This is a genomic window from Corallococcus sp. M7, from assembly GCF_054512695.1.
The window spans coordinates 1244100-1256001 of sequence record NZ_CM137252.1 but is presented as its reverse complement, the minus strand read 5'-3'; the positions used below and the strand labels follow the sequence as shown (position 1 = coordinate 1256001).

Genomic DNA, 11902 nt, shown 5'->3' with positions numbered 1-11902 from the left:
ATCCCTGAACGGGGGCGATTTCGGATCTGCACTCATACCCGGAGGCAGGTGCGAGTTCGCTGGGAGGCTATTCGCGGGCGCCGGCGGGGGGCCTGAGGTTGAGCCGCTTCATCTTCCGCCACAGCGTGGTGGAGGAGACGCCCAGCTCATCCGCCACGCGGGCCAGGTCCACGCCATGGCGCTCCAGGGCCTGGACGATGGCCCGGCGCTCCGCGTCCTCCACCACCTCCGCCAGCGTGGGGCCCGTGGCCTCCGCGCCGCCAGGCCGCGCGACGTCGGTGGGAGGCAGGCCCGTGGCTTCCGGCGAAGGCGCGGCGTCCGGGGGGAGCACGCGGCCCTGGGGGCGCAGCGGGAAGTCCTCGGGGAGCAGCTCGTCGCCTTCGGCGAGCGCGGCGGCCTGCTCCACCAGGTTCTCCAGCTCGCGCACGTTGCCGGGGAAGTTGTACGTCATCAGGTGCTCCACGGCGGAGGCGGACAGGCGCCGGGGCCGGGGGCTGCGGGCGTTGGCGCGCGCCAGGAAGTGCTCCGCCAGCGCGGGCACGTCCTCCAGGCGCTCGCGCAGCGGGGGCACGCGCAGCAGCACCACGTTGAGGCGGTAGTAGAGGTCCTGGCGGAAGCGCTTCTCCTTCACCTCCAGCTCGATGTCGCGGTTGGTGGCCGCGGCGATCCGCACGTCCACGCGCAGCGCGGTGGACTCACCCACGCGGCGCACCTCGCCGTCCTGGAGCGTGCGCAGGAGCTTGGACTGGAAGGTGGGGCTCGTCTCCGTCACCTCGTCGATGAAGAGCGTGCCGTTGTCCGCCTCCTCGAAGAGGCCGCGGCGCGCCTTCACCGCGCCGGTGAAGGCGCCCTTGGCGTGGCCGAAGAGCTCGCTCTCCAGCAGCGTCTCGCTGATGGCCGCGCAGTTGACGGGCACGAAGGCCTGCCGGCTGCGGCGGCTGTGCGCGTGGAGGGCGCGGGCCACCAGCTCCTTGCCCGTGCCGCTCTCGCCCTGGATGAGGACGGTGGCGTCGCTCTGGGCCACGCGCAACAGGCGCGTGGTGAGGTCGCGCATGGCCTGGCTGCGGCCCACCAGCGCGGACAGGCCGTGGCGCTCGTTGAACTCCGAGGTGAGGTTGTCCACCGCCGCCTGGAGCCGGGCGCGCTCCAGGGCCCGCTCCACGCGGTAGCGCAGCTCGCCCTCCTTGAAGGGCTTGGTGACGTAGTCGTACGCCCCCAGGCGCATGGCCTCCACCGCGCTGTCGATGGAGCCGAAGGCCGTCATCATGATGACCTGGAGGCGCGGGGCCACCTCCAGCGCGCGCTTGAGCAGCGTGAGCCCGTCCATGGGCTCCATCTTCAGGTCCGTGAGGAGCAGGTCCACGCGCTCCTGCGCGAGCATGCCCAGGGCCTCCTCGCCGGTGGCGGCTTCTTTGACGGTGTAGCCCTCCGCGCGCAGGAGCAGGGCGGTGGTGGCGCGCATGTTGCGCTGGTCGTCCACCACGAGGATGCGTCCTCGGGGAACCGGGGTGGTCGCGTCGGTCATGAGAGGGACTGGGGCTGCGTGAGCGGCAGCCAGAAGGTGAAGGTGGTTCCGCGTCCGGCGGCGCTCTCCACGGCGATCTCGCCGCGGTGCTCCTCCAGGATGCGCTTCACCACCGCCAGCCCCAGGCCGGTGCCCTGGGCCTTGGTGGTGAAGAAGGGTTCGAAGACGCGGTGGAGCAGCTCCGCCGGGATGCCCGGCCCCTGGTCCAACACGTCGATGCGCAGCTGCTCGCGGCCCCCATGCGTGTCCCGGCGCGCGCGCACGCGGACCTCTCCGCCCTGGGGCATGGACTGGATGGCGTTGACGGCCACGTTGAACAGGGCCTGGCGGATCTGCCGCCGGTCCATGGGCACCGCGGCCAGGCCGGGCTCCACCTCGATGGAGATGTACACCGGGCGCTCCGTGGGGGCCTGCGCCCGCGCGGCGTCAAAGGCGTCCTGGAGCACGCGCAGGAGGTCCTCCGGCTGGAGCACCGGGTTGCGCGGGCGGGTGAAGTCCAGCAGGTCCGCCACCATGCGGTTGAGGCGGTCGCTCTCCTCCGCGACGATGTCCAGCAGCATGGCCGTGTCCCCCCCGGGGTTCATGATGCGCCGGAGCGTGGCCACCGCGTTGAAGATGACGCCCAGGGGGTTTCTCACCTCGTGGGCGACGATGGCGGACAGCTCGCCCAGCGCGGCGAAGCGCTCGCGCTTCACCATCTCCGCGCGGGTGGCGGCCAGCTCCGCGTAGCTGGCCCACAGCGACTCGTAGAGGCGCGCGTTGGCGATGGACAGCGCCAGCTGGCCGCACGTCGCCTCCGCCAGGTCGATCAGCTCCGGGCCGAAGGGGCGCGGGCCGCGCACGTCGTCCACCAGCACCACGCCGATGAGCTCCTCGCGCGAGGTGAGCGGCAGGCCCAAGAGCGCCTTCTCCCCCAGCCGGTCGATGAGCACCGCGCTCACGGAGGCGCTCGCGGACGTCAGGTCCTCCACCGCGATGGGCCTGCGCTCCAGCGCCACGCGCGCGGCCAGGTCGTCGCTGTCGAGCGGCACCACCACCGTGCGGAACAGGTCGCGGTGGGTCGCGGACGCCGCCGCGCCGCGCAGCACCTTGGCCTGTTCGTCATAGAGCAGGATGAAGCAGTTGGACACGTCCAGGAGGTGCACCAGGAAGTCGGACGCGACGTCCAGGATGCTCGCGGTCTCCAGCACGCCGGACGTGGTGCGCGCCAGGTCCAGCAGCAGGCGCGTCTCCGTGAGCTGGCGCGCGGACTCGGCGCGCAGGCGGCGCTGCTCCAGGAGCGTCACCAGCAGCTCCGCGAGCGTGGACAACAGCCGCGCGTCGCGTTCGTCGAAGGGGCGCTCCTTCGCGCGCAGCGCCTGCACCACGCCCACGCTCTCACCGCCGCGGGTGAGCCGCGCCGCCGTGCCGCTGCCCAGGCGGCCCTGGGACAGCGTCTCCAGCGCGCGCCCCTGCGCCTCCGAGGACAGCACGCCCCCGTCCTCCCGCAGCGTCGCGGCCAGCAGCACGCCGGTGGCGCGCACGGCGTCCGCGTCACTCCCCTCCTCCAGCCCCACATGGGCGGAGAGGCGGGGGGCCTGCCCCGGTCCGGGGACGACGTGCAGCGCCACCGCGCGCGCCTGGAGCAGCTCCGCCACGCGCGCTAGGAACGTCTCCGGCGGCGGGGGCACGGGCTGCGCCACGAAGCGCGCCATCTCCGCCACCGACTCCACCTCCCAGCGGCTGCGCGCGCCGTCCGCCTGGAGGTGGGCGTCCGCGAGCGCCGCACCCACCACCTTCGCGAACAGCGTCAGCACCGAGCCGTGCCGCGGCGCCACCCACGGGCCCGCGACCCAGAGCACCTCCGACCGCGGCCCGCCCACCGGCAGGTACGCGTGCGTGGGCTGCGCCTGGTCCGCGCCGCCGAACACCGGCCGCCCGTCCGACAGCGCCTCCAGCGCCAGGTGCGTGTCCGCCGGCAGGGACACGCCGTCGCGCGCCAACCACCGCGTGCCGTCCCAGCGCAGGATGCGCGCCCGGAAGCCCGCGGCCTCCAGGTCCGCCAGAGCCACGCGCCGCACGCCCTCCTCCGAGCGCGCGGACACCAGCCCCGCGGACGTGTCCACCAGCCGCTCCGCCACCGCCAGCTCCCGGGGGCGCTCCGCCGTCACCATGCAGCTGAGCAGCAGCGCGAAGCCTCCACCCTCCAGCCGCAGGGGGCTGGCCTGCGCGAAGACCTCGCCCGACCCGCCGTGGACGCTGAGCACCTTGTAGAGGTGCGGACGTCCGTCCAGCGGCGCGCCGCTGGCCAGCCGCTGGAAGCGAGCCCCCATCCGGCTGCGGTCCTCCGGCTGGATGAAGTCCAGGATGGAGCGGCCCTCCACCTGTTCGATGGGCAGGCCCAGCAGCCGCGCGTAGGCGGCGTTGGCCACCCAGACGCGCCCCTCCCCCTCCAGCACCAGCATGGGCTGGGTGAAGGGCTCCACCAGGGCGCGTACCTCCTGCTCGTTGTAGGCCTTGGAACTCATCCGCGACGCAGCACCCGTTTGTCCCCCACCCTCAGCGTCACCTTCTCCCGGTCGAAGTACTCCGACAGGGGGATGGTGAACTTGCGGCTCTGGCCCACCAGCTCCTTGAAGCCCTGCGTGGAAATCTCCTTCTGCTCCTTCAGGTACGTCACCAGCCGTCCGCGCAGGTCCTCCAGCGCGCCCGCGTCGAAGCACAGCTCCTCGCTCACCCGCACGCCGGTGCCCGAGGCCACCAGCACCTTCAACAGCTCCTGCAGCTTCGCGGGCGGAAGCCCCAGCTTCTGCGACAGCTCCGTGACGGTGGGCGGCGCGAGCCCCGCCGCGGACAGCTCCGCGGACAGGCGCGTGCGCGCGGCCTCGTCGCCCAGCGTGAGCGTACGGCCCCGGCCCTTGAGGCGCACCAGGTCCTTCTCCGCCTCCACGCCGCCGGAGTCCACCAGCGCCTGCACCACGCGCTGGAACAGGCGCACGTCCAGTTGGGCGGAGAGCCGCTGACGGAGCTCCTCGCGGGACAGGCCCTCGCGCATGGGCTCGCGTTCGTGGAATGCGGCGAGCAGCGCGAGCGAACGCTGGCGCAGGCCCTCGAACACGTCCTGCGCCACGTAGAGCCGCCGGTCGCGGTCCACCAGCAGCACCTGCCCCTTCGCGCCCGCGAGCTCCAGCGTGCGCGCGAGCACCTTGGGCGAGAGCCCCGAGCGGCCGAACAGCTCCGTCTGCGTGAGCCCCGCGTAGCCCGCCTGCCGCAGCAGCCACGCCACCTGCCCGGCCGCGTCCGCCTCCAGGAGCGGCCGCACCACCGAGGACGCCCCCTTGCGCCGGCGCGGCGGCGTGATGGAGAGCACGCGCCCTCCGGCCACCGTGGCGCCCCGGCCCGGCAGCGCGCGCGAGCCGCGCAGGATGAAGCGCTGGCCCACGAGCGCGCCCACCGGAGACTCCAGCCGCAGCTGCGCGAGCCCCGTCTCTCCCGGCGAAAGCGAGTCCAGGTCCAGGAGCGCCACCGTGGCCTCCACCTGCGCGGTGCCCAGGTGCAGGAGCAGCTTGCGCCGCCTGGGCAGCGGGGCCTCCGCGGCGGGCAGCAGCGTCAGCTCCACGTCCAGCATGGACGTCTCCGGCAGCTCGCCCGCGCGCGTGAGCACCATGCCCCGGTGCACGTCCTCCGTCTGCACGTCCGCCACGTTCACCGCCGCGCGCTGCCCCGCCTCCACGCGCGCCACCGGCTGGCCGTGCACCTGCACGCCGCGGACGCGAAAGGGGCCCGGACGCGCGCCGGCCACGGAAGGAATCAGCGCCACCGCGTCGTCCACCGCCAGCGCGCCGGACAACAGCGTGCCCGTCACCACCGTGCCGAAGCCCTTGATGGTGAAGGCCCGGTCCACCGGGAGGAACACGGGCCCCTCCGAGGGGCGCCGGGGCAGTGAGGCGCCCGCGTGGGCGAGCGCCGCCTTCAAATCCTCCAGGCCCTGCCCCGTGCGCGCGGACACCGGCACCACGGGCGCGGCCTCCAGGAAGGTGCCGGCGGTGAGCGCGGCGAGGTCCGCCTCCACCAGCGCGCGCCAGTCCTCGCCCAGGCCCTCCAGCAGGTCCGCCTTGGTGAGCGCGACGACGCCCGCCTTCACGCCGAGCAGCCGGCAGATGTCCAGGTGCTCGCGCGTCTGGGGCATGACGCCCTCGTCCGCCGCGACCACCAGCACGGCCAGGTCCACGCCGCCCGCGCCCGCGGCCATGGCCTTCACGAAGCGCTCATGGCCGGGCACGTCCACCACGCCCGCCACCTGCCCGTCCGGCAGCGGCAGGTGCGCGAAGCCCAGCTCCAGGGTGATGCCCCGCCGCTTCTCCTCCGGGAGCCGGTCGGTGTCGGTGCCCGTCAGCGCCTTCACGAGGGACGTCTTGCCGTGGTCGATGTGCCCCGCCGTCCCGATGATCATCGCCGCGTCAACGCCCTTTACGCTGGCCCCTAGGCCCCGGCCTTGTCCGGGTCGTCGTCGGGGTGCGCGTCGCCCATCACCGGCTGGTAGTCCCACGGGAACACGAAGAGCGAGTCCGTGGACAGCCCCACGTGGTCCGGCGTGAAGCCCTCCGGCCGCGCGATGAGGCACGCGGTGCGGATCTCCTTCGCGCCCACCTTCTTCGCGAGCGCCGTGGCCAGCCCCAGCGTGTCCCCGCTGGAGGCGATGTCGTCCACGATGAGCACGCGGCAGCCCTTGAGCTCCGGGGACATCTCCTCGCTCACCTGCGGCTGGCCCCGCTCCGGGGTGCGCTCGGCCTTGTCGCGGCTGCGGCGGCTGATGCGCACGGGGTAGAACTTGCAGCCGAGCGCGCCCGCGAGCGCCCCGCCCACGTACACGCCGCCGTGGGCCACGCCGACCACCGCCTGCGGCTCCCACGCCTGGCGGATGGTGCGCGCCAACTGCTGCACCTTCCGGTCGAACTCCGCCCACGACAGCTCCACCACGCCGGTGGACTTGTGCCGGGATTGGTCGCGGCCGGTGGGTTGGCGCGGGGCCTCCACCTGGGGCGCCAGCACCATGTCATTGGGAATGGAGACGAGCTTCTCCGCCCCGTCCTTCTGGGCGGCGGAGGGCACGGAAGACTTCGGGGAAGGGTTGCGCTGGTCCTGGGACTTCGGCGGCGCTGCCCGCTTGATGGCCACGGCGAAAGCTCCGGGTGAGGTGCGGCCCTGTCATATCCCGAGCACCGGGCCCCCGCCACAACCGCCGCGCCTGCCTCCCCGGACGGTGTGAAGCGCTGAATCATCCGCCGCGAAAAGCGGATGTCTGTCTTCACGTCAGGCGCTGCCCTCGGTGAGCATCTGCTGGATCTCCGCGCCGGGGATGACATAGCGCGTCGTGCAGAACTGGCAGGTGGCCTCCGCCTGGCCTTCCTTCTCCAGCAGGTCCTTCAGCTCCTCGCGGCCCATGGCAAGCAGCGCGAGCTTCACGCGGTCCCGGCTGCACGAACAGGTGAAGCGCAGGGGATAGCGGGACATGATTTCCAGGTCCGCCTCCGGCACCAATGAGCGCAGGAGTGTCGCCGCCCCGTCCTGTGCGTGCGCCTGCACGGCCGTCTGGAACTGCGCCCTGAGCCGGGTCCCCAGCGCCTTGAAGGCGTCCCGGTCCCCGTTGGGCAGGGGCTGCACGAGCAGGTCCACCACGGTGGCGAGCGGATCCTCCTGGCCGTCCACCAGCCCGGGCAGCTGCGCCACCATCAGGTGCGAGGGCACCTGATCCGACTGGTGGAAGTAGCGCTCCAGGTCCGCCACCAGGTCGAAGTGCTCCAGCTCCACGGACGAGCGGTAGTACTCGCCGCCGCCCTGGTCGCGCAGCACGGACAGGAAGCCCTGGTTCCCCAGCACCGGGCGCCAGTGATAGCGCCCCTCCGAGCCGGTGTACTCCACCAGGGTGTTCTTCACGTAGCCGCGCACCACGCCGTTCGCGTCGCCGTCCACGAAGAGGCCGCGCAGGGGGCCGTCGCACTCCAGTTGCAGGTTGATCCGGGAGTCCGTGCCCTTGCGCAGCGACCCCATGAGGGCGGCGGCGGTGAGGCCCTGGGACAGGAGCGCGGCGGAGGCCGGCATGCTCTGGTGCGTGGCGCGGGCCTGGCGGGACAGGTCCCCGGTGGTGGCCAGCACCAGGCGCAGGTCCGACGCCTTCAACAATCCACTGACAAGCTCATCAGGCATAGGGCTGGTTAGCGTGCCCCACCCGTTCGCGCCCGCCAACGGAAGAGGGGCTGGGGCGGGACGCCCGCCTGGCGGCCAGCAGTCAGGGCGGGGGGCTGGCATCGCCAGGGCTTATGAGTCGGTGTTCCCCGGCTGGCACGGGCGGGTGCGGAAGAAATCCAGCCCGCGTGACGGAACGGCTATAAACCGCTGGAAGGCCGTATCACCCAGGCCCTGACTTGGGCTCGCGGGGGTCCTCACCCCACCCATCCGCGCGCCCCGCTGGAGACTCGATGAGCACCCAAGCCACCGCCGAAGCCCTCACCGACCGGAATCCCCTCTTGAAGTCGCGGCTGGGGTCGTTCCTCGCCGTGGTGCCCCTGACCTTCTGGGTCATCAACCATCTGTGGGACAACCTGTCCGCCTTCTACGGCGCGACGGCCTGGGAAAAGTCGGTGACGGAGTACGCGAACCCGTTCGCCCAGGCGTTCACGTTCATCATCGTCATGCTGCCCCTGCTCATCCACGCCGCGTGGGGCGTGGTGCGCATGTTCAGCTTCAAGCCGAACAACCTCGCGTACAACAACTACGGCAACCTCAAGTACATCGTGCAGCGCGTGGCGGGCCTGGGCGTGCTCGCGTTCCTGGGCGCCCACATCTGGCTGGCCTTCCTGCACCCGCGCCTGGTGGAGGGCCACGCGGAGCCCTTCTCCGACATCGCCCGGGAGATGCACTACCACGGCCCCACGCTGATGGTTTACCTGCTGGGCACGCTGGGCACCGCGTACCACGTGGCCAACGGCATCCAGACCTTCTGCATGGGCTGGGGCATCTTCGCGAGCGACCGCTCCATGCGCCGCTTCGAGCCCTTCTCCATCCTCATCTTCCTCGTCCTGCTGGCCATGTCCTGGGGCGCCATCTACGCGCTCTACACGGCGGGCGCGGCGTACGGCCCGGCGGACCTGGACGTCGGCTGAAGCCTTCGGGCGGCAGGAAGCCGGAGCCTCGCGCTCCGGCGCTGAAAACACGACCGGCCGCCCCTGACATCCAGGAGCGGCCGGTTCGCTTTTCAGGGGGATGGCCCCAGGGCGTTAGAACGGGATGTCGTCGTCCGCGCCGCCGTGGTTGCCGCCCATGCCGCCACCGTCATCCATGGGAGGCGGAGGCTGGCCGTAGTCGTCACGCCCCTGCCCGTAGCCGCCGTTGCCGCCCTGCTGCTGCCGGCGCCCACCGCCATTGCCGCCACTGTAGCCCTCACCGGCGTCACGGCCGCCGAGGAAGGTGACGGAGGTGGCGACGACCTCGGTGGTGTAGTTCTTCTTGTTCTCCTTATCCATCCACTCGCGCGTCTGCAGACGGCCTTCGACGAAGCACTGCCGTCCCTTCTTGAGGTACTCGCCGCACAGCTCCGCGAGCTTTCCCCAGACGACGATGCGGTGCCACTCGGTGCGCTCCTGCTTCTGGCCGTTCTTGTCGTTCCAGCTCTCGCTCGTCGCGATGCGGAAGTTCGCCACGGCCTGACCGCCCGGGGTGAAGCGCACTTCGGGGTCCGCCCCGAGGTTGCCGATGAGAATGACCTTGTTCACGCCTCCAGCCATGTTTCCTCCCGAAACCAGGCCCACCAAGGGCCCGGCACAACCCGCGGGGCCACACGCCCCGACAGGTCCTTCAGCCCATAGCATCCACCACTGACATTCCCCGGGCCACTAAACGGCCAGGGGTGCCGGGGACGCACGTCCGCCTGCTCCCCGGACAGGAAGCCTCAAGGATTCCGGGGCGTTGGCGCGGGCTGGAAGGAACCGGAAGGAAGGGCCGCCCGGACGTCCGCGGTCCGGGCGGAGCGGCGCGGAGGAAGCAGCCTACCCGCCCGGGCGGAGGATGCCGGAGGCAGGGACCACGTTGGGCGTGGCGGACGCGGGCGCGACCACCTGGACGGGCTGGGCGCGCTGGGAGGTCCGGGCCTCGGCCGTCTTGGTGGTGAGGGTGGAGTCCAGCCCCTTGGCGAAGGCGACGAGCTGCGGGTCCGTCCCGCCGGAGCCCAGCTTGCGCAGGGACTTCCAGAACGGGTGGTTGGTGTCCCCGCCCTTCACCAGCCCCTGGGCCAGGAGCGGCACGGTCGAGTCGCGCTCCACGGTGCTGGCGGCGCGCAGGGCCACCACCAGTTCATCGGGGGCCGTGCGGACCACCTCGCCCAGGCCGTCCGCCAGCTCGTCCTGCGCTTCGAGGTCGCGGGCGGTGCCGGCCGCGCGGCACAGCTCCATCACGCGGGCCAGGGCCTCCGTGTTTCCGCCGGAGGCCAGCTCCACCATGCTGCTCACGCCGGGCACGCCCACGGACAGGGCGTGGGCCACCTGGCGCAGGCGGCCGTAGACCTCGTCCGTGGCGGAGTAGCTGTCCAGCAGCGTGCGGGTGCCCAGGTAGTCGTGCGGGTTGGACTGGTAGAGGCTCTCCGCCAGCACGGCGCGCACGGCGGGGTCGCGCTCGCTGCGCCACGCGGTGCGCAGGAAGCCGATGTTGCGTTGATCGCGCTGCTTGCCCAGCTCCAGGTAGGTCTTCACGCGGTTGGCGATGTCCGGCAGACCGCCCTGGGGCTTCTGGGCCTCGTTGAGGGAGGCCAGCGCGGTGTCCGGACCCAGCGTGGAGCCGGTGGCGGCGACCGCGGCCCCCAGCGCGTCCATGCCCGCGACGACGGGGCCGGCGCGGCCCGCGTAGTCATTGACCATGATGGAGAAGGAGAACTTCTCTCCGCCCGCGGACTGCACGTAGCCGCTGAGCGCGGAGACGCCCTCCAGGGTGCCCGTCTTGGCGCGCAGCCGGCCCACGGCGTCCGTGCCGTCGAAGCGGTACTTGAGCGTGCCGTCCTTGCCGGCGATGCCCAGCGAGGACAGGTACTCCGGGGCCAGCGGGAAGCGCTCGTACATGTGGCGCAGGAGCCGGTCCACCTGCGCGGTGGAGAAGCGGTTGGCGTCGTTGAGACCGCTGCCGTTCTTCATCACGTAGGTGCCGCGCGGGATGCCCACGTCGCGGTCCAGGAACTCCTCCACCACGTCGATGCCCTTGGCGAACGAGCCCGGCTGCCCGCGCAGCTCCGCGCCCATCGTCTTGAGGAGCGTCTCCGCGACGAAGTTGCTGGACAGCTTGTTGAGGCGCTTGAGGACGATGTCGAACGTGTCCGACTGGGCCACGTACACGACCTTCGCGCGCGAGGGCGCCAGGCCCTGCTTCACCTTGCCCTTCACCTTCACGCCGCGCGAGGTGAGCAGCTGCTTCAGCGTGTAGCCGAAGTACATGGGCGGGTTGTCGATCTTCTTCCAGACGCTGACGGCGCCGCGCTCGTCGGGGACCTGGCCCTTCACGACGATCTTCTGCTTGTCGCCAAAGCCGTCGGACTTCACGGACAGGCGCCGGGCGCGGCCGGGGCCGCTGGTGACGGAGCTGTCCACGACGAAGAAGTCGCTGGGCGGCTCCATGTCCACCGCGGCCTTGCCGCCCGGAGCGGAGCGCACGTAGACGGCGACCGCGTTCCAGTTGAGGCTCACCGCGCCGGTCGGCGCCATGTACGCGCGGTCGGAGTCCTCCTGGTCGTAGCCGGGCGGGGTGCGCTCGGGGTCGAACCAGGAATCGTCCACGACGATGTCCTGCACCTCCTTGAGGCCCGCGTGGAGCAGCTCGGAGGTCATGCCGTAGAGGCGCTCGGTGGTGATGGTGGGGTCACCCTTGCCGCGCACGTAGAGCGTCTTGACCTTGCCGTCGGCGGGCAGCTCCTGCTCGACGAGGAACTCCGTCTCGTAGCGGAACTCCGGCCCCAGGGCGACGAGCGCCGCGGAGGACGAGACCAGCTTCACGTTGGAGGCGGGGTTGAGCAGCTCGTCCGCGTTGTGGCTGAACACCACGGTGCCGTCATCCAGGCTCTGCATGTGGACGCCGACCCGGCTGCTCTTGAGCGCGGTGCGTTGCATGACCTGCACGAGCGCGTTCTTCAGCGCCTCGCGTTCAGCCTTTTTCTCGGCGGACGGCGACGCGGCCAGGGTGGCGGAAGGAAGCCACAAGGCAATGGCGGTCGCTGCCCAGAAGGGTCTGGTTCGAAAAACCTGCACGCACGCTCCGGGGAAGTCGCGTTCCATTATGAAGAAGGGACGAAAGGGGCGGCAAGGGTGGGGGGTGGATCCACGTCCGCCGTTTACCCTGCCCGCCTGCCTGCTTCCTGGAAAC

General features: G+C 71.8%; 8 protein-coding genes. 1 reads left to right on the top strand and 7 read right to left on the bottom strand.

Annotated features, from left to right (window positions below; genetic code table 11):
* Positions 1–67: 67 nt before the first annotated feature.
* The 5 genes from ACX114_RS05185 to ACX114_RS05165 all read right to left on the bottom strand — a co-directional run bounded on the left by ACX114_RS05185 (position 68) and on the right by ACX114_RS05165 (position 7711).
* The gene (locus tag ACX114_RS05185) at positions 68–1525 is read right to left on the bottom strand and encodes a sigma-54-dependent transcriptional regulator (protein ID WP_459295317.1); all 1458 of its coding nucleotides are present in this window, start codon (positions 1523–1525) and stop codon (positions 68–70) included.
* A complete protein-coding gene (locus tag ACX114_RS05180; protein ID WP_459295314.1) occupies positions 1522–4032 on the bottom strand; it encodes an ATP-binding protein in 2511 nt (836 codons plus the stop codon). The genes ACX114_RS05185 and ACX114_RS05180 overlap by 4 nt, the downstream gene beginning before the upstream one ends.
* Positions 4029–5957, bottom strand: coding sequence for a selenocysteine-specific translation elongation factor (selB, locus tag ACX114_RS05175; protein WP_459295312.1), 1929 nt, complete (start codon positions 5955–5957; stop codon positions 4029–4031). Before selB ends, ACX114_RS05180 begins: the two co-directional genes overlap by 4 nt.
* 29 nt (positions 5958–5986) lie before the next feature.
* On the bottom strand, positions 5987–6682 hold the full coding sequence (locus ACX114_RS05170; RefSeq protein ID WP_459295310.1) for a phosphoribosyltransferase: 696 nt from the start codon (positions 6680–6682) through the stop codon (positions 5987–5989).
* 135 nt (positions 6683–6817) lie between these two features.
* Positions 6818–7711, bottom strand: coding sequence for an Hsp33 family molecular chaperone HslO (locus ACX114_RS05165; RefSeq protein WP_459295308.1), 894 nt, complete (start codon positions 7709–7711; stop codon positions 6818–6820).
* Between the two features lie 272 nt (positions 7712–7983).
* Here ACX114_RS05165 and ACX114_RS05160 point away from each other — a divergent pair, with 272 nt between their 5' ends.
* Entirely contained in the window at positions 7984–8667 is a 684-nt protein-coding gene (locus ACX114_RS05160; RefSeq protein WP_459295306.1) for a succinate dehydrogenase/fumarate reductase transmembrane subunit, read from the top strand.
* A gap of 114 nt (positions 8668–8781) precedes the next feature.
* Here ACX114_RS05160 and ACX114_RS05155 read toward each other — a convergent pair whose 3' ends face one another.
* Positions 8782–9288, bottom strand: coding sequence for a single-stranded DNA-binding protein (locus ACX114_RS05155; RefSeq protein WP_206799547.1), 507 nt, complete (start codon positions 9286–9288; stop codon positions 8782–8784).
* 261 nt (positions 9289–9549) lie between these two features.
* Complete coding sequence (gene dacB / locus ACX114_RS05150; protein WP_459295303.1) at positions 9550–11787, bottom strand: D-alanyl-D-alanine carboxypeptidase/D-alanyl-D-alanine endopeptidase; 2238 nt, start codon at positions 11785–11787, stop codon at positions 9550–9552.
* Positions 11788–11902 lie beyond the last annotated feature (115 nt).